The following is a 16,747-nucleotide window of genomic DNA, read 5'->3' on the forward strand; positions in this document are numbered from 1 at the left end:
TGGTCAAGTGGTAGGCTAGATTTCGTGTGGGGGAGGATACATAGGAGGTCCGCGGGTGGCGGGATCTCGTTGAGGGAGAAGTTGGATGGGGGAGAGGAGAACGATCGGATGACTTGGATACAGGCGTTGTGGTTTGCGGCGGTGCAGGGAATTACGGAGTTGTTTCCCGTAAGCAGTGTGGCCCATGCTGTCATGTTGCCCGCGGTGCTGCACTGGCCGGTGGATCCGGATGGGCTGTTGCCTTTTACCGTGATGCTTCACTTGGGAACAGCTGTTGCGTTGCTCTTATTTTATTGGAGGGAATGGCTGTCGCTTATCGTCTCCCTGTTTCACAGCCGGGCGCCGGAAAAGCGCCGGGTGTTCGTATTGTTGGTGGTGGCGACCATCCCCGCGGCGGTGATCGGAGGGCTGTTTGAAAAGACCCTCCGGGCTCATTTTCCGTCCGCGTCCAGTGCCGCCTTTTTCTTGATGGTCAACGGCGTGATTCTCTGGATCGGGGACCGGCAGAGGCGCCGGGCGATAGCAAGATCTGGCATGTTCAGCCGGATCGGCAGAGAGGACGAGGAAATATCGCGGCTCGGGATGGGCCAGAGCTTTTTGATTGGGTGCGCTCAGTGTCTTGCGCTTATCCCGGGTTTTTCCCGGTCGGGAATGACGATGATCGCCGGGCTCTATGCGGGTCTCGGGTACGAGGCGGCGGCCCGGTTTGCCTTTTTGTTGGCGACGCCTGTGATCCTGGGGGCCGGGATCCTGGAGGTTCCGAAGCTGCTCCACGACCAGCACCGGGACTTGTTGGGCCCCGCCTTGGTCGGGGGATTGGCGGCGGGGGTGGCCGCTTTTGTGAGCGTGTGGATTTTGACGCGGTATTTTCAACAACAGGAGGTCCGGGCATTTCGACCTTTTGCGATTTACTGTCTAGTCATCGGGCTAGTTGCTCTGTTATACTTTGTGCTGTAGAGTCATAGACCGGGTATGGGAGTGAGCCCCGGGTCTTGGTGAGGTGGGGGTAGGCGCATCGCCAGGACACGGGGAAGGCTCCCGTCCCCGTACTGTCTGAAAGTTCCCATTTATAGTGACGGGTCGCAGTTTTGCAGACCGACTTCGGCAAGGAAAGGGACGAGAAGATGGAAGTGACGATCCAGGGCACAGTGGTCCGGTCCCGGGTTTTTCTCGACAGCGATGATTTTGTGGAGCGGGGGCTGGTCTTTGTACAGACCGATCGGCCCGTCAACATCGAAGGGCAGAGCTATGTGATGATCCCAGTGATTTTGGCCGATGCCGCCGCTCTCGATTCTCTGGGCGATCATATCTCGGTGACGGGTGAGTTGGTTCTCCGGCAGGTCCCCACCCCCTCCGGCAAGCTGACCTCCCACGCGGTTCCGGTGGTATGGATTGAGGCGAGGGTCCAAGAGAAAGCGCGTCCGGCCAACTGAGCCACTGGACGCACGAGAATCGCGCGTGAAATAATGGGTCACAGGGTATCCTGTGACTTTTTTTGTTGGAAGGAGGGCGGGAAAACTGACGATGGGTGAGACGCGAATGGCCGAACATTGGAGATATCGGGTCTATCAAGGGGTTCTGGTTATTGGGGGCAGCTTGGTGGCGGCGTACGGGTTGCGGGGGTTTCTGGTGCCCAATCATATCATCGACGGAGGCATGACGGGAATTTCCATACTGCTGTCCTATCTGACCGGATTGAACATTGGGTGGTTCCTGTTGGCCCTGAATCTTCCTTTTCTCCTGCTTGGCTACAACCAGATCGGCAAAACTTTTACCGTCCTGACCTTCCTCGGGGTTGCGGGGCTGGCGGTCTGGACCTGGGTGCTCGGCTCGGCGGCCGTGGTGACTCAGGATCTGTTGCTGGCGGCGGTGTTCGGGGGGGTGATCGTGGGTCTCGGGGTGGGATTGGTGATTCGACACGGGGGTTCCATGGATGGAACGGAAATTGTCGCCGTGGTGCTCAGTGAGCGGTGGCCCTTTTCCGTGGGCGAGATCATCATGTTTTTTAACGTGTTCATCCTGGGAAGCGCCGGATTCGTCTTCGGTTGGGACCGGGCCATGTACTCCTTAATTGCGTATTTTGTCGCGTACAAAACCATCGATGTGGTGGTGGACGGCTTGGATGAGTCCAAGGGGGTTTGGATTGTCTCCAACCGCGCCGAGGAACTGGGGGTGGTCATCTTGGCCCGCCTGGGGAGAGGGGTGACGTACCTCGAGGCCAAGGGCGGGTATTCCGAAGAGCCGAAGCAGATGATCTACACGGTGGTCACTCGGCTTGAGCTGCCGAAATTGCGTACCGTGGTGCGGGAAATCGACCCCCAGGCTTTCGTTTCCGTGGCGGACATTCACGAGACCATGGGCGGGTATTTTCGCAAGAGAAAGATCCACTGACGTTTGGGAGCCGTTGACCTGGGATTCTGTGGCATCAACGTGTGGGTTTGACAAACCGCTGCACCTCGTGCATACTGTATGTACCGGATGATGTGGTACACATGGTTCATACGGCACAAACGGGGCACGTTCTGCAGCGCAGGTATGGAGAACGGCCGTGAGGGGAAGGGGGATCGGGATGTGGTTGAGGATTGATCCCAGATCGGAAGTGCCCCTGTATCAACAGATTGTCGATCAAGTGCGGGAAGCCGTGGCAAGGAGGTGGCTGGAGCCCGGAACCCGACTTCCCTCGGTCCGGGAGTTGGCCGTCCAGTTGGCGCTGAATCACAACACTGTCGCTAAGGCTTACCAGGAACTGGAACGAGAAGGATTGATCGAAACGCTCCGGGGGCGGGGGACCTTTGTGGCGAAGCCGAATCCTCGAACGCCTTCCCCCGATGATGTGGCGTGGATGGAAAAGCAGATTCGACAACTCCTCATCGCGGCGTACCATTTGGGAATCGAGCCGAAAGTTTGGCTGGAGATCGCCGGCCGGGTGGTGGCCGGCTGGTCTCAATCGGAGGGAGGTTTCTGATGAGCTGGGCGGTCGAAGCGCGAGATTTGTCGAAAACGATCGATGGGGTTCAGGCTCTTAAGGATGTGACGCTGCACATTCCGACCGGAGCCGTGTATGGCCTCATTGGCCCGAACGGCGCTGGGAAAACGACGTTGATTCGCCTGATGTTGGGTATTTGGCAGCCCACCGTCGGCCAAGTACTCCTTTTTGGAAACCGGGCGGACGATCCCACGGGGATAGCCCGGCAAGGGGTGGGGTACGTGCCCGACATCCCGAACTGGCCGAACAATTTTCGCGTGGAAGATGTGTTGAAGTGGCACCGCCTTGTCTATCGGGGGTGGGACGAGCACCGGGCGGGGGCGCTGCTGGAGATGTTCCGACTCCGGCGCAGAGCATTATTGTCGACCCTCTCCAAAGGTCAGAAGATGCAGGTTTCCCTGTCCTGCGCTTTAGCGACGCATCCCCGGCTCCTGGTATTGGATGAGCCGACCAACGGCTTGGATCCCGTGGTGCGGAGGGAATTTCTTCAGCTTTTGGTCCGGCAGGTGGCCGAAGACGAGACCACGATGTTGTTTTCGACGCACCTCCTGGAAGATCTGCAACGGGTGGCGGATCACATCGGGGTTCTCTTTCAGGGCAGACTGCTGCTGTCCACGGCTTTGGCCGATCTGTGGGAGGAGGCCAGGAAAATCCTGGTTGTGTTCCGGCCCGAGGCGGAGCCCGACCTGTCCCAGTGGCCGGAAGTGTGGCGGGTGGAGCACGAGGGGCGGCTGTGGGTCCTGTGGGTCGGGGGCGCCGCGGAGAGGGTGATGGAACGGATCCGGGCGTTGGAGCCCGTGTACTGGGAAGCGGTACAACCGGCTCTGGACGATCTTTTTGTGGAAATGATGCGCCGGGAGGGGTACACCTATGGGGATCTGGAATTGGAATAACGCGGTGGCGTGGAGGGAGAGGCGCCAGAATACGTCCATGTGGGTGCTCGCGGTGGCGCTGATCTCTATTCCCGTCATCGGTCGGCTCCTCGGGGTGCAGTTGCTGGCTGGGGTGGGAGTGGCGGCCGAAAGAATGGTTCGGGAGGCCGCGGTGCAGACGGTGGAAGTTCCAACCGGGTACATCGCCCTGTGGAGCGTCGCCGCTCTGCTCCTCGCCGTGACCGCCTGGTATCGGGAGTGGACTCATCAAGGACTTCCCACGGTCCTGGCCGGGCCGGTGGGACGCCGCCATGTGGCGGGGACGAAGTGGTGGACCGGCTGGTTTGTGCTTCAGGGGGTCGTTCTCGCCAACGTCCTGGTGGCTGTCCTCATGGGGGCCTATGATGCGGGTTGGTGGGCGGTCTTCGACTGGTGGCTGTCATCGGCCATCGGCCTTTCGGCCGTGTACGGCACCGGGTTTCTCTTTGCCATGTGGAGTGGAACGGCCCGAAGTGCAAGCTTTACCTCTGCTTTTGTGGTTTTCGGTATTCACGTATGGGTCCGAATTCTCGTCACGGCTCTCGGCGGGGTGTTCGGAGATTGGACATGGTTCGCGAGCCGGATCCGGGGGGCGGTGGATGTGGCAGTCTATTTGACCGTGTCGGAATACCTGGCTCAAGAAGCGGTGTTTGGGAACACCGGGCTAAAGATTCTACTTCTCGCCGTGGCTGCCGTCGCTCTGTGGCTGGCGGTGTGGACGTTTGAACGACTGCCTTTGGAGCGAACGGGGAAGGCGTGGTTTTTCCGCTGGATCGAGACAGTGGGGCTGTGGATGGCCGGGATCACCGCGTTTGTCATCGCCGGGTCGATGGGAGCGGCGGTTTTTGTCTATCTCGGAGGCGGAGGGACCGGACACGTGCCGTCCACACCGGTGAGGGCCGGTGTTTTTCTGGTGGTCGGAGCCGTCTTTGTGTATTTGTTTCGTACCCTGGCCCTTTGGGCCGCCAGGCACAAGTATGCTCAGAGTTAGTGGAAATCCGAGGCGCACCGGGCCGGTTCCTCACCAGGATCGGGAGAAAGGGACTGGAAATGGACAGCTTTCGGCGGGGGCTGGTCCGGATCCTCCTTATCCGGCAGGTGGTTTTGGCGTGCGGGCAGCGGAACGGGTAAGCGTTAGTCTCACCGGACACCGTCTGGAAGCAGATGAATGAGGCCCCCGTCAGGATTGGGGGCCTTGTTGTAACGTCTGTATGATCTGGTCTTCCGACATGCCTTTTTGGAACGTGTAGGTGCCCGGTTTTAGATCTTGGTCCACGTGCGTGTCGGCGAGCTTCTGGTTAAAGGCGGCGACATCCTGGATGAGCCCTTTGTCGTGGAGAAACTGGGTCAGATCTCCGGCCGTCATCCCCATCTGAAGGGCGAAGGTGATCGTCTCGTTAGGCGGCGTCGCCTGCCCCTGGGCCGGAGGCGCAGCCCCCTCGGGTTTTGGGCCGGTACTTTCGGGCTTGGACGCTGCTCCACCGGGGACTTGGGCGGCCGTCCCGGACGGGGCCCCTTTTGTCGCGTTGGCGGAGGTGGGCACCAAGGTGTACCCAGCGGCGCTGGCCAAAGCTTCCAGGCGTTGTTGATTGTGGCCGGCCAGATATTGCCCCACTGATCCGGCGATCAGGGCGATGAGGACATAGGAGACCACCAAGGCCGCCCCCATCACCCGGGGTCGCTTCCACACGGGGCGGCTGGACAGCGCCGCCACGCCGCCGCTTCTCCACACGTCCCGGCGATAGATCAGCCAAGTGTCCACCAGGTGGTTTTGATAGGGAATCCGGACGAGGAACGAAAAACGTCCATCCCCTGTGTCCTCCACGGTCAGCACCTCGGCGGAGGTCAATTGCGCGTATAACTTTTGCCGGAGATTTTTGATCTCTTCCCGAGTGAGTTCCAGGTGGGCGATGAGGTACTGTAACACTTCCGCATCAAACACGTCAGGACCCGGAGGGGCGCAGCCGAGGTCTTGAATACTCTGCTGAAATCCCCGGTGGATCGATGATTCAAGCAAAACGTTGCGCTGGTTGGACGGTAACATACTCCCCATCACCTGATGTTCGTATTTTCAGGGTTCATCCAACTGGGACAAACCTTCCAGTTGGATCATACCAGAGCTTCGCCCGGGAGAGTAGTCTATTTCGACGGGAAAATAGTTCTCGCCGCTCGTTTTCCGATTTCGCCGGGTTTGCGGTATTATGGAAAGGTCGAGGGAGGAGTGAGAAGGTGGTTGGCGGGATCGGAATCGCCGGTGCGGCGGGGCGCAGTGTGCAATGGTTGATTTATCTGATCGCATCGGTGGTCCCCATCCCCGTGGTGCTCGCTCAAGCGTTTCATCTGGATCCAGTGACGGCCGCCGGATTCATTTCCCGGGCCTGCTTGGTTGCTGGCGCCGCTTCACTGGTTCAGGGTTTATGGGGTCACCGGATGCCCATTAATGACGGACCAGCCGGCCTGTGGTTTGCCGTTTTTTTCTTGTTCGCCTCGGCGGCCGCCGGCGGTCCCGGCATTCCCCGGGCTTTAGAAATGGGCCTGTTGGCGGCGGGCACCTTTGTCATACTGTTGGCGGTGACCGGCGCCTTTCAGATCATCCGAAAATGGTTCACTTCCGCGGTGACGGGTTGTTACTTGCTCCTCTTGGCCGCCCAGATGGCCGGGCCGTTTTTTGAGGGGGTACTCGGGTTGCCGGTGTCTCCCCACGGGGTCTGGTTCGGTTGGGGGGGTATGCTCACGGTTGCCATCATTCTTGCGGCATCTCTGGGGCCGGTGCGCTGGCTTCGGCAGTACTCGGTGCTCATCGGGATGGCGATCGGCTGGATGGCCATGGCTGCGGCTGGCTACCACTCCGGGGAGGCAGCCCAGACCGGGGCTTGGTTTGCCTGGCCCAGTCCGTTTCTGTTCGGTCCCCCCGTTTGGAATTGGTCGGTGGTGGTGAACGGTTTATTCGTGTCCATTATCCTGATTAGCAACCTGGTCGCCTCGGTGGAAGCCATGGAGCGGATTCTGCAGGTTCCCCCGGCAGATATGCGCCGCGCCGGCTTCTGGCACGGGGTGACGACGGTGGCCGCCGGGGTGGCTGGAACGGTGGGGATGATCCCGCAATCCACGGCGTCGGGGTTTGTCGCTCTAACCGGCATTCGGGATCGGCTGCCATTTTTTTGGGGTTCGGCGATGCTGGCGGCAATGGGATTTTTTCCAGGGATCGCCGGATGGTTAGCGGCCATGCCCCGGGAAGTGGGATACGGCGTCATGTTTGCATCCTTTACACAATTGATTCTGGTGGGGCTGGACGCCATGCGCCAAGCTCACCTGGGTCCGGGGCAGCGTCAGGGTCTCGGGCTGGCCCTGCTCCTGGGGCTGGGTTTGACAGCCCTTCCCAGTGGTGCCTTCTCTGCACTGCCACAGGTGGTTCGCGTTTTTCTCAGCAACGGCCTGGTGGTCGGGACGTTGGTCTATCTCCTCTGGGATGGGACGTATCGTTGGGTGGCCGGCCGGCGGTCGAAGGGGTGCTCTAGGGAGGGAACGGCAAGGTGAATAGCGAACCGGTGGAAGTGCGAGTGTGGGCGCACCGGGGAGCTTCGGCGGAGACACCGGAGAATACGTTGGCTGCGTTCCGCCGGGCCGTGGAGATCGGTGTCGGGGGGATCGAGCTCGATGTGCAGTTGACCCGGGACGGCGTCCCGGTGGTCCTGCACGATCCGACGCTGGAGCGGACCACGGATGGCCGGGGCTGGGTGGGCGATTGGACTTGGTCGGAGTTGCGCCGACTCGATGCCGGGGCGTGGTTTCATCCGCGCTTTGCTGGAGAACGGATTCCGACGTTGGCCGAAGCCTTAGTGGCAATTCCCGAAGAAGTTTGGATCAACATCGAACTGAAGACGACGCCGGAGGTGTACCGGGGTCTCGAAGAGCAGGTGGTCAACTGCGTGCGGGCGTCCGGGCGGCGAAGGATCATCTATTCTTCTTTCGATCACTCGGCCCTGGAGCGGCTTCAGCGGATCGATCCCGAGGCCCGATTGGGGTTGTTGTACGATGGGTTTCTTTTGTCCCCTTGGAAATATGCCCGGCAGGCGGGGCTGAGGATTTACAGCCTTCATGTGCGTCACTGGTTTGCCGGGCGGGGCTTGGCCCAGGCCGCCCGCCGTAAGGGTTTGGCGGTCTTTGCATACACGGTCAACGATCCGCGCCGGGCGGCACACTTATTTCGCTCGGGCGTGCATGGGGTGTTTACGGACAACCCCCGGCGGGTGCGGGGTTGAGGTGAGGGTGGGTGCCGGGATGGAAGGCGGGAAGTGGTTCATGGGGCGACAGGCCAAGTGGTGGCGGGTGCAACAGATCACCCGGGTATTTCTCAAACACGGTTTTGGCTACCTGTGGGATGGGCGTAAGGAAATCGCGTCCCCGGAGCGGGGGCGGTCCATGGGAAGGCGATTGCGCCAGGTGTGCGAAGAGTTGGGGCCGACTTTTGTAAAATTGGGCCAGTTGATCAGCACCCGGCCGGATTTGGTGTCTCCGGAGGTGGCGGCGGAGCTGGAGCAGCTTCAGGATCAGGTTCCCCCGGTTCCCTTTGAAGTGATTGCCCGCTGTCTGGAAGAGGAATTTGATAAACCCATAGACCGCTTGTTCTCGTTTATCGATCCGACTCCTCTGGCGGCCGCCTCCATCGGACAAGTACATAGGGCCAGACTCCCTTCGGGCCAGGAGGTTGCCGTCAAAGTGCAAAGGCCGGGCATTGAGGGACACATTGAAACCGATGTGGCGATCTTGGAAGAGTTGGCGGCCTGGGCCGAAGTGCACACCCAGTGGGGAAAGATCTACCCCCTCACCGCCATTGTCGGAGAGCTTCGCCAATCTTTGCGCCGGGAGCTGGATTATCGCCTGGAGGCTCAGTATGCCCGGCAGATGCGTCGGCGTCTGCCGGATGAGAGCGACGTTTACATCCCCGATGTAGTGGGGGAATATTCCACTCGTCGGGTGTTCACCGCCGAGTATATGGAAGGTTCCAAATTATCTTCCCAGGCGGTGGAGGCGCTCAGCCAGGAGCGAAAACGGCGCCTCGCCCGAACCATTGCAGAGACGATCCTCCACCAAATGCTGGTGGACGGTCTATTTCACGCCGACCCCCATCCCGGCAACTGGCTGGTCAAGAAAGACGGCTCCCTGGTACTGCTCGATTTCGGCATGGTGGGAAGGCTGACTCCGGAGCACAAAAGCCAGTTGGCAGACCTGATCATCGCGCTCATGCGCCAAGACACCCCGGCCATAGTCGAGGCGCTGCTCAATCTAGGGGTAGCTCCGGTGGATGTGGACCGGGTCGCCCTGTACCGGGACGTGGATGAGATTCGCGATCAGTTTTACGAAGTGCCCCTTCACGAAATCGACATCCGGGATGTGGTGCGCCTCACTTTCGAGTTGTCATTCCGCCACCAGATCCGCATACCGACCCATTTGACGCTGGTGGGGAAAGCCATGGTCACCCTGGGCGGAGTGGTGGAGCAGCTCGATCCCTCGCTTAGTATCGTGGAGTTGGCCGAGCCCTTTGGCACGGAATTGTTTGTCGGGCGCTATACCCCCAGAGCGGCGGCGGAGAAACTTGCGGCCTACGGTCGGCGATGGCGAAAGATTGCCGAAGAGGCACCGGACTGGTTGGCGGAATGGGCTTCGGCGGCCGGGGACGGCGAGTTGCGGCTCGGGCTGCGCCTTCGGGACGGACAATGGGCGCTGCGTCGGGTGGAGCGGGCGGTGAATCGGTTGGCGGCCAGTGTGATCCTCCTGTCCCTGGCGGTGGTGGTGGCGGCCTTGGTCCTCGGGGGATTCGCCCGTTCCCCAGTGCCCACTTGGTTTTATACCGCTGTGACAGTGGGGCTTGCGGCCATTGGCGCGATAACGTTTTGGTTAATCATGGAAATTACCCGGTCCGGGAAAAAGTGATCCCGGACCGCGCCACGAGCATAGTGGAGTCAAAATGTATTCACCATTCTGAGGTTTCACGTGGAAAACCCGTCGAAATAACGGTTTAATCTCTGGAATGGCGTCGGAATTTGTCGTAAATAATCGGATTGCCACGAAAAAAACGCGAAGGGGGAGCGCCCGATGCGGCCGGTTCTTTACATCGCCCGGAAACTGCCCGATGAAGCTTTGCGCGTGGCAGAAAATGATTGTGAGGTTCGCCTGTGGGACCGGGAGTCCGAGCCTGTTCCCCGAAATGTCTTGTTGGACCAATTGCGGGATGCCGAAGGCCTGGTCTCCGTGCTGACCGAGCGGGTGGACGACGAGTTGCTAAAAGCTGCTCCCCGCCTTAAGGTGGTGGCCAACATGGCGGTGGGCTACGACAACATCGATGTGGAGGCCTGCCGCCGCCACGGGGTCATCGTGACCAATACGCCGGACGTGCTGACGGAGACCACGGCGGATCTAGCTTGGGCGCTGTTGCTCGCCACCGCCCGGCGGCTTCCCCAATCCGCCGAACTGGTTCGAGATGGGGGCTGGACCACCTGGTCGCCCCTGGGGCTGACCGGTGTAGATGTCTATGGCAAAAGCCTGGGCATTCTCGGTATGGGCCGGATTGGAGAAGCGGTGGCGCGCCGGGCTCAGGGGTTTGGCATGACCATTCTGTACCATAATCGCCGCCCCCGGCCGGAAGTAGAGGAGCGCCTTGGCGCCCGGTACCTGAGTTTGGACGCACTCCTGCGTGAGGCGGACATCCTGGTCATCCTCACCCCCCTGACGGCGGAAACCCGGCACCTCATCGCCCGCAACGAACTGGCAAAAATGAAATCCACCGCGATTCTCGTCAATGTGTCCCGGGGGCCGGTGGTGGACGAGGAAGCGTTAGTGGACGCCCTGCGAAATGGGGTGATCTGGGGGGCGGGCTTGGATGTTTATGAGCGGGAGCCCATTGGGGCCGATCATCCCCTGCTCCAGTTGGATAATGCCGTGTGTCTGCCCCACATCGGCAGCGCCACGGTGGCAACCCGCACCGCCATGGCCCGGTTGGCGGTGGAGAACGCGGTGAACGTTCTGACGGGCAAAGAGCCCCTTACACCGGTGTGAGCAATTCCACCCCGTCGGTCGCCGCCGCCTGAGCGAGTTTTTGGTCGGCGGCGGCGAGCGGGAGGTGTTTTCGCAGCGCCATCTCCAGATACGCGGCATCGTAGATGGACAGTTCGTACTGTGCGGCGACCGGGAGCACGTGAAGCAGGATGTGCCCGGTCGACGCGGGTTCAACCTCGATTCCCAGATGTGCCAACAAATCGGCGGCTTCCCGGCGCTCTGCGTCCGTCAACCGGCCGCGGCGGCCCGCGGTCAGCAGGGCATTGCCGACCTCCATGGACCAGATGGCCGGCACGATGCCCGGGTCCCACGCACGGCGCTGAAGAATAGCGTCGTTTTTTTCCGAACCTTCCTCGGGGAAACACCAACTCAATGCCATCGAGGCGTCGAGAACAAAAGGCATTAGAATCGCCGGCCTTCCTCAATCATTTCGCGAATGGACGGCGTTCCCGGTTTGACGTTCTTCCGAAGCTGGTAAAGACGATGGACGATCTTCTCCCAGGTCCATTCGTCTGATTCGACCGGCACCATCTTTGCGACCGGTTTGCCTTTCTTCGTAATCAAGATCGTTTCTCCCTGCGCCACTTGATCCAATAATTCCGATAAATGAACCTTCGCTTCATAGGCTCCGATTTGTTTCATGATTTCCCCTCCAGACCAGTCTGTACGACTGTATACCCAAAAACAAATGAAAAGGTAAGGCCGTCTTGCTGCACACTGTGCCTTGAAAAAGCGGTGTTTTCGAACCGGGGATTCGGAGACACGACCATGGAAGCGATGGCCGAACAATGTGCGGTGGCGAAGGGTACCCCGGACTACAGCGTTATATTAGAATGGAGCCAAGAAGGGGGAAAGGGACCTCTCGAGGAGGGATTCGGAGTGAAAGGTTTCAAAAAAGTAGCCGGCGTTTCTGTTTTCGTTTCCAGCGTTTTGCTGCTCGGCGGGTGTTTCGGCGGGGCGGGGGCCCCGGCGAGCCCTCCGGTCGGCCAGGGCGGCGCCGCCCCGTCGGGTACGACTCCGCCGGGTCAAAACGGCCCGTCGCAAGGCCAGGGAAGCAACACCGCACCCCCTGCGGGGCAATCTCCCCCTGGAGGGCAAGCCTCCCCTACGGGGCCGGACAATCCGGCGCCGGCTCCTTCACAGCCTTCCCAAGGGGCTTCCTTTCCGCCCATCGTTCGGATGGCCATGGCGGAATTCCCCGGTTCCATCCTTCAGACGGCCTTTGCGCCGACCGTGGTTCCGACCCCCCGGGACGGTTCGAATGCACTGTTTTATGAAACGAGCGAGAACACCCACCCGATTATGGGCGTTCAAGGCTTTATTTCCAATTACAACGTGCAGATCAATTCTCGAACGAAGAAGCTGGGCACGTTCTTCGGTGCTCGTTATGATACGGCAGCCCATGCCAACGGCGCGATTCTCACCGAGCTCGGGAACCAGCCTCTTCAGGGAACGCACTCCACGTTAGACCTCGGTCATGGCATCACGGCAGATTTAACCGCGGCGACGTCTTCGGCGACCATCGAGTGGAAGGAAGGCCGTTGGCAGATTCGCGTCACCCGACAGGATGCGGCGGTGGTGCCCGTCGCGACCGCCCAGACGGTCGTTGCGTACTTAGAGAAACATTTCATGCCTGTACCGAAAGAGTTTGGGGCCATCCGGGTGACGCTTCAGGGAGATCGCCCGGACACGTTGGTCGTGTGGCAGGAAGGCGACAGGGTCCATCAGGTGGGCACCACGGTTGATGCGAACAATCCCGTCGAGACGGCGCTGGCCATGGCGATTTCCATGCGGCCGTATGCCGGGCAGTGAGTTCATCGATGCGTTTGATTAAAATCGGCTGTGCTTCGAATGAAGTCGGGTTGGTGCCCCACGTCCGTCGGTCCGGACAAGAACGCAGGTCTTCCCGGAGGTGACTGTTCTCATGGTTCGAACCGTGCTGGAAAAAATGATCGATCTCGCCACAGCGGGTTTCGGGCTGGTGGCCGCCTTGGCGTGGAACGATCTGATCAAACAATTGATTCAGGATTTCGTGTCCCCGTATGTTCCGAAAGGCTGGGGGCTTTTCTCGATGTTCCTCTATGCCCTGGTGGTGACGGCGTTGGCCGTCTGGATCACGTCGTATCTCGGCCGGTTGGCGGCTCTAAGGCGGGAGAAAGACGACGCCGAGGCAGAAAAACCCTCTGCGGAACCCGCGGAGCCGCAAACGGCCATCGGGGCCGCGGACATCGAAGAGGCCGTCCTCCGTGCTATGATCCGATTTCGTCGGATGGAAAGGGGAGAGTGAATCCGTGTCGGATCGGAGCCGTACGAAAAAGCCCCAAGGTCACGAGTTTGAGATTATGTTGTGTGACGTGCGCCCGGCCGTTTGGAGGCGGTTTCGTGTACCCGCCGACATCACCTTTGGACGCATATCCTGCGGGTGACATCTCCTCTCTTCGGCTCCGGAGACCGTCCTGCGCCTGTCTGTGTGGATGGAGAGAATGCCTGCTCTCCCGAGGATGTAGGAGGACCGGGCGGCTACGCCGTGTTTCGACAAATCATCAGCCAACCCGATCACCCGGAGTACGAGCAATGGATCACTATCGTTGCCAGGTATGTATGCTATGATAATACTATCTGCAGCCAATGGTTCGTTTGAGGTTCTGTTCTTGAACGGGAAATGAGGGGTGTCCTATGGACACGCTGCGAGTACAGCGCGAATTAGAGCAACTGCACATGCGCCGCCATCAATTGCTCATCCTCTGTCACGCGCCGCGTGTGTCTGTCTTGCCGCGTTTGGCCAAGCAGTTGCATTTTCCGCTCATTTCGCTAAGCCTTTCCCTGAGTGAGGCGCTGCTGGAATGTCCGCATTCCCGCCAACCGCGGGTGGCAGGAATGCTCGTGGAACGTCTTGTGTCCGGGTGCGGGGAGACAGTGGTCGGATTGCACCGGATTGAACTCTTGTTTTTGCCCCGGTTGCAACTTGACCCGCTTCGGCTGTTGGAACAGCTCAGCCGCAACAAGATGTTGGTCGTCACTTGGCCGGGGCATTATAAAGGGGGACAACTTGTATATGCTGAACCGTGGCATCCCGAGTACCGCCGCTACATTGAGACAGATGCGCGAATTATAACGTTCGAGGAGAGCAGGGAAGAGCACGATGAAGTATCACGACTTGATTCAATTTGAACCGATTGAGACCGTGGTCCAGCTGCGCGAGTCGGAGCGCCCAGAAGTGGCGGATCAGTTGCTGGAAACCTACGTTATATCCGATCGGATGGCGGAGATATTGGCCGAGGTGGTCATTGAACAATTGCAGTTTGACCGTCCGGCAGACAACAAAGGACTGCTGGTGGTTGGTAACTACGGAACCGGGAAATCTCACCTGATGAGCGTCATCGCAGCGGTGGCGGAGCGGGCCGGCGTAAGCCACAAGCTCACGCATCCACGCGTGTCTGAACGGGCCCAGGCGATTGAGGGGCGTTTCCAGGTGATCCGAGTTGAAATCGGAGCTTCAAAGATGCCGCTCCGCGACATCATCTGTGGGGAGATCGAAGATCATTTGAAGGAGATTGGCGTAAATTACACCTTCCCGCCGGCTGACCAGATCCGAAATCACAAGGACCCGTTCAATGAAATGATGGCTGCTTTCCACGAGGTATATCCGGAGCAGGGACTTTTGCTGGTGGTCGATGAGCTTTTGGATTATTTGCGCGGGCGGCGGGAGCAGGAACTCATCTTGGATCTCGGCTTTTTGCGCGAAATCGGCGAAATGTGCCGTATTTCGCGTTTCCGATTTATCGCCGGCGTACAGGAGATGCTGTTTGATAACCCGACATTTCAGTTTGTGGCGGAACAGCTGCGCCGTGTACGGGAGCGATTTGAACAGGTGCAGATCGTTCGGGAGGACATTGCTTATGTGGTTTCACAGCGCCTTTTGAAAAAGGATGAGAAGCAAAAGTCCTGGATCCGCCAGCACCTCGGGCGGTTTACCAAACTGTACGACAAGCTCCAGGAACAGCTGGAAACCTACGTTGAACTGTTTCCGGTTCACCCGGCTTATCTGTCCACCTTCGAAAAGGTCTCCATTGCGGAAAAGCGTGTCATTCTGAAAACGATCAGCGTCGAAATCCGCAAGCGTCTGGATGAAGAGGTGCCGGACAATGCTCCCGGTGTCATCTCATATGACAGTTATTGGCCCTATCTGATCAGCGATGTATCCAATCGCAGCGACCCTGACTTGCGCGAAGTGATGCAAAAATCCAGTGCCCTTCAAGATCGGATTGAACATGCCTTCACCCGGCCTGTATACAAGCCGATGGCTTTGCGCATTGTCCAGGCGCTGTCCGTGCACCGTCTGACCACGGGGGACATCTACGCCAAGCTGGGCATGACGGCTGACGAACTGAGGGACAGCCTGTTCCTCTACGTGGAGACGCCGGAGGAGGATGAGGTGGACCCCATTGTCAAGACATTTTTTTGGCCCTTTTTAAAGTGTGTTGAGATTCCTGAATTTGGATATGGACGCCGGACCTGTTTTCCATTTCTGGATCATCCCTCGATCATTCTGGTGGAGGAGCCCCCCTTCGTCGTTGGTGCTCGTTCTTGGCAGGAGGATCCCCCTCCTTGGCGGAGGGGCCCCCTCTAGAGCCCGAACACAGAGGCCGGCGTCACGTATCCCAGGGACTGGTGCGGGCGCTTGTGGTTGTAGAACTCCAGGTATCTGGCGATCCCTTCCCGAGCCTGTTTCGGCGTTTGGTAGTCGTGAAGATACACCTCTTCCTGCTTCAGACTCCGCCACAGGCGCTCGGTGAAGATGTTGTCCAGGGCTCGACCCCGGCCGTCCATGCTGATCCGAATCCCATGATTTAGCAGGACGTCCGTGTACTTCGGGCTGGTAAAATGACTTCCTTGGTCGCTATTCATGATCTCCGGCGTCCACTGCCGCAGGGCCCGATGCAAGGCCTTGAGAACAAAATCCATATGCAGGGTTTGATCCAGCTCATAGCTGACCACGTAACGGGAGTACCAGTCCAGGATCGCCACCAGATACATCCAGCCATGCGCCATGCGGATATACGTGATGTCGATGCCCCAGACCTGATTCGGACGCTCGATCTTCAAGCCGTGCAACAGGTAGGGATACACCCGGTGTGCCTGGGCGCGCCGGCTCAAATTGGGACCCGGAGTGATGCCGGCAATCCCCATTTCCCGCATATGACGCTGGACGGCCTTGCGGTTGACGGTCCAATGTTCACTGCGTAAAATGGCCGTGATGCGCCGGGAACCGTAGAACGGATGCTCCGTGTAGATTTGGTCAATCCGGTGTTTGAGCCTCACCTCCTCCTCGGATGGTCCGACCGGCCTGTAGTACAGGCTGGACCGATTTAAGCCCAGAAGCTCGGCCTGAACGGCGAGCGGGAGTTCACGTTCTTGGAAATCGATGAGAGCCAGCCTGTCCTCTCGACTGAGCGAGGCGAGATTTTTTTTCCAACCAAGACAATTGTGTGCTCAGGCGACCGACCTCCGCATACAATTCTTGGATCTTGTCTTCATATTCTGAACGAATTTTTGCCAGCTGTTTATTCTCAGGTTCAAACGCTTGTGGCCAGTTTTCCAAGGCGATATCCCGCCACTGGCGGAGTTGATTGACATGAACACCATATTCGGATGCCAATTGCGAGAGCGTCTTTTCCTCTTTGAGAATTTCCAGGACAACTTTGGTTTTGAAGTCAGTATCATACTTTTTTCTCGGCATGGACCTACCTTAAAATCTCCCTTCTTGTTGTCCAGTTTCTTGGGTCCATTATAG

Annotated in this window: 19 protein-coding genes; 15 read left to right on the forward strand and 4 right to left on the reverse strand. The window is 59.1% G+C overall.

Annotated elements, in window-relative coordinates; genetic code table 11:
• Window positions 1-108 precede the first annotated feature (108 nt).
• The 6 genes from BTUS_RS01890 to BTUS_RS01915 all read left to right on the forward strand — a co-directional run bounded on the left by BTUS_RS01890 (window position 109) and on the right by BTUS_RS01915 (window position 4,888).
• A complete protein-coding gene (locus BTUS_RS01890; protein ID WP_013074437.1) occupies window positions 109-957 on the forward strand; it encodes an undecaprenyl-diphosphate phosphatase in 849 nt (282 codons plus the stop codon).
• Window positions 958-1,124: 167 nt separating this feature from the next.
• Window positions 1,125-1,433 carry a hypothetical protein gene (locus BTUS_RS01895; RefSeq protein ID WP_013074438.1) on the forward strand — a complete coding sequence of 103 codons (309 nt, stop codon included), beginning with the start codon at window positions 1,125-1,127 and terminating at the stop codon, window positions 1,431-1,433.
• Window positions 1,434-1,524: 91 nt separating this feature from the next.
• Complete coding sequence (locus BTUS_RS01900; protein ID WP_013074439.1) at window positions 1,525-2,391, forward strand: YitT family protein; 867 nt, start codon at window positions 1,525-1,527, stop codon at window positions 2,389-2,391.
• A 178-nt stretch (window positions 2,392-2,569) separates the two neighbouring features.
• Window positions 2,570-2,965 (forward strand): GntR family transcriptional regulator, encoded by a 396-nt coding sequence (locus BTUS_RS01905; protein WP_013074440.1) that lies wholly within the window; start codon window positions 2,570-2,572, stop codon window positions 2,963-2,965.
• The gene (locus BTUS_RS01910; protein WP_013074441.1) at window positions 2,965-3,879 is read left to right on the forward strand and encodes an ABC transporter ATP-binding protein; all 915 of its coding nucleotides are present in this window, start codon (window positions 2,965-2,967) and stop codon (window positions 3,877-3,879) included. The genes BTUS_RS01905 and BTUS_RS01910 overlap by 1 nt, the downstream gene beginning before the upstream one ends.
• Window positions 3,857-4,888, forward strand: a complete 1,032-nt coding sequence (locus BTUS_RS01915; RefSeq protein WP_013074442.1) for a hypothetical protein — start codon at window positions 3,857-3,859, stop codon at window positions 4,886-4,888. The genes BTUS_RS01910 and BTUS_RS01915 overlap by 23 nt, the downstream gene beginning before the upstream one ends.
• 189 nt (window positions 4,889-5,077) lie before the next feature.
• On the opposite strand, the gene BTUS_RS01920 is transcribed toward BTUS_RS01915, so the two are convergent.
• On the reverse strand, window positions 5,078-5,941 hold the full coding sequence (locus BTUS_RS01920; RefSeq protein ID WP_013074444.1) for an endolytic transglycosylase MltG: 864 nt from the start codon (window positions 5,939-5,941) through the stop codon (window positions 5,078-5,080).
• Window positions 5,942-6,126: 185 nt separating this feature from the next.
• Here BTUS_RS01920 and BTUS_RS01925 point away from each other — a divergent pair, with 185 nt between their 5' ends.
• From BTUS_RS01925 to BTUS_RS01940, 4 genes are all read left to right on the forward strand, one after another.
• Complete coding sequence (locus BTUS_RS01925; protein WP_013074445.1) at window positions 6,127-7,434, forward strand: purine/pyrimidine permease; 1,308 nt, start codon at window positions 6,127-6,129, stop codon at window positions 7,432-7,434.
• Window positions 7,431-8,159, forward strand: coding sequence for a glycerophosphodiester phosphodiesterase (locus tag BTUS_RS01930; protein WP_013074446.1), 729 nt, complete (start codon window positions 7,431-7,433; stop codon window positions 8,157-8,159). Before BTUS_RS01925 ends, BTUS_RS01930 begins: the two co-directional genes overlap by 4 nt.
• Window positions 8,160-8,178: 19 nt before the next feature.
• A complete protein-coding gene (locus BTUS_RS01935; protein ID WP_169307927.1) occupies window positions 8,179-9,831 on the forward strand; it encodes an ABC1 kinase family protein in 1,653 nt (550 codons plus the stop codon).
• A 162-nt stretch (window positions 9,832-9,993) separates the two neighbouring features.
• Window positions 9,994-10,953, forward strand: coding sequence for a 2-hydroxyacid dehydrogenase (locus BTUS_RS01940; protein WP_013074448.1), 960 nt, complete (start codon window positions 9,994-9,996; stop codon window positions 10,951-10,953).
• Here the strand turns inward: BTUS_RS01940 and BTUS_RS01945 are convergent.
• Window positions 10,940-11,356 carry a type II toxin-antitoxin system VapC family toxin gene (locus BTUS_RS01945; RefSeq protein ID WP_013074449.1) on the reverse strand — a complete coding sequence of 139 codons (417 nt, stop codon included), beginning with the start codon at window positions 11,354-11,356 and terminating at the stop codon, window positions 10,940-10,942. The two genes, BTUS_RS01940 and BTUS_RS01945, sit on opposite strands and share 14 nt — an antisense overlap.
• The gene (locus BTUS_RS01950; RefSeq protein ID WP_013074450.1) at window positions 11,356-11,595 is read right to left on the reverse strand and encodes a type II toxin-antitoxin system Phd/YefM family antitoxin; all 240 of its coding nucleotides are present in this window, start codon (window positions 11,593-11,595) and stop codon (window positions 11,356-11,358) included. The genes BTUS_RS01945 and BTUS_RS01950 overlap by 1 nt, the downstream gene beginning before the upstream one ends.
• Window positions 11,596-11,832: 237 nt before the next feature.
• On the opposite strand from BTUS_RS01950, the gene BTUS_RS01955 reads away from it, so the two are divergent.
• From BTUS_RS01955 to BTUS_RS01970, 5 genes are all read left to right on the forward strand, one after another.
• Window positions 11,833-12,765 carry a hypothetical protein gene (locus BTUS_RS01955; RefSeq protein WP_123809199.1) on the forward strand — a complete coding sequence of 311 codons (933 nt, stop codon included), beginning with the start codon at window positions 11,833-11,835 and terminating at the stop codon, window positions 12,763-12,765.
• Between the two features lie 112 nt (window positions 12,766-12,877).
• Window positions 12,878-13,240, forward strand: a complete 363-nt coding sequence (locus tag BTUS_RS18605; protein WP_013074452.1) for a DUF5654 family protein — start codon at window positions 12,878-12,880, stop codon at window positions 13,238-13,240.
• 81 nt (window positions 13,241-13,321) lie between these two features.
• Window positions 13,322-13,594, forward strand: coding sequence for an IS1096 element passenger TnpR family protein (locus BTUS_RS19180; protein ID WP_083779981.1), 273 nt, complete (start codon window positions 13,322-13,324; stop codon window positions 13,592-13,594).
• 35 nt (window positions 13,595-13,629) lie between these two features.
• Window positions 13,630-14,124, forward strand: a complete 495-nt coding sequence (brxF, locus tag BTUS_RS01965) for a BREX-3 system P-loop-containing protein BrxF (protein WP_013074453.1) — start codon at window positions 13,630-13,632, stop codon at window positions 14,122-14,124.
• Entirely contained in the window at window positions 14,096-15,583 is a 1,488-nt protein-coding gene (locus BTUS_RS01970; RefSeq protein WP_052300518.1) for a DUF6079 family protein, read from the forward strand. Before brxF ends, BTUS_RS01970 begins: the two co-directional genes overlap by 29 nt.
• Here the strand turns inward: BTUS_RS01970 and BTUS_RS01975 are convergent.
• Window positions 15,580-16,693 (reverse strand): IS3 family transposase gene (locus tag BTUS_RS01975; RefSeq protein WP_013074454.1). Its coding sequence is split into 2 segments (ribosomal slippage): window positions 15,580-16,426 and window positions 16,425-16,693, totalling 1,116 coding nucleotides; the frame shifts between segments, so codons are not numbered across the junction. The genes BTUS_RS01970 and BTUS_RS01975 overlap by 4 nt on opposite strands.
• Window positions 16,694-16,747: the final 54 nt, after the last annotated feature.

The organism is Kyrpidia tusciae DSM 2912 (assembly GCF_000092905.1).
Taxonomy (GTDB): domain Bacteria; phylum Bacillota; class Bacilli; order Kyrpidiales; family Kyrpidiaceae; genus Kyrpidia; species Kyrpidia tusciae.

Bases quoted from the DNA above. Each gene is read 5' to 3' on its own strand.
- BTUS_RS01920 (WP_013074444.1), bottom strand. From the start codon at position 5,941: ATGTTACCGTCCAACCAGCGCAACGTTTTGCTTGAATCATCGATCCAC.
- BTUS_RS01910 (WP_013074441.1), top strand. From the start codon at position 2,965: ATGAGCTGGGCGGTCGAAGCGCGAGATTTGTCGAAAACGATCGATGGG.
- BTUS_RS01915 (WP_013074442.1), top strand. From the start codon at position 3,857: ATGGGGATCTGGAATTGGAATAACGCGGTGGCGTGGAGGGAGAGGCGC.
- BTUS_RS01940 (WP_013074448.1), top strand. From the start codon at position 9,994: ATGCGGCCGGTTCTTTACATCGCCCGGAAACTGCCCGATGAAGCTTTG.
- BTUS_RS01935 (WP_169307927.1), top strand. From the start codon at position 8,179: ATGGAAGGCGGGAAGTGGTTCATGGGGCGACAGGCCAAGTGGTGGCGG.
- BTUS_RS01905 (WP_013074440.1), top strand. From the start codon at position 2,570: ATGTGGTTGAGGATTGATCCCAGATCGGAAGTGCCCCTGTATCAACAG.
- BTUS_RS01890 (WP_013074437.1), top strand. From the start codon at position 109: ATGACTTGGATACAGGCGTTGTGGTTTGCGGCGGTGCAGGGAATTACG.
- BTUS_RS01900 (WP_013074439.1), top strand. From the start codon at position 1,525: ATGGGTGAGACGCGAATGGCCGAACATTGGAGATATCGGGTCTATCAA.
- BTUS_RS18605 (WP_013074452.1), top strand. From the start codon at position 12,878: ATGGTTCGAACCGTGCTGGAAAAAATGATCGATCTCGCCACAGCGGGT.
- BTUS_RS01945 (WP_013074449.1), bottom strand. From the start codon at position 11,356: ATGCCTTTTGTTCTCGACGCCTCGATGGCATTGAGTTGGTGTTTCCCC.
- BTUS_RS01895 (WP_013074438.1), top strand. From the start codon at position 1,125: ATGGAAGTGACGATCCAGGGCACAGTGGTCCGGTCCCGGGTTTTTCTC.
- brxF (WP_013074453.1), top strand. From the start codon at position 13,630: ATGGACACGCTGCGAGTACAGCGCGAATTAGAGCAACTGCACATGCGC.
- BTUS_RS01950 (WP_013074450.1), bottom strand. From the start codon at position 11,595: ATGAAACAAATCGGAGCCTATGAAGCGAAGGTTCATTTATCGGAATTA.
- BTUS_RS01970 (WP_052300518.1), top strand. From the start codon at position 14,096: ATGAAGTATCACGACTTGATTCAATTTGAACCGATTGAGACCGTGGTC.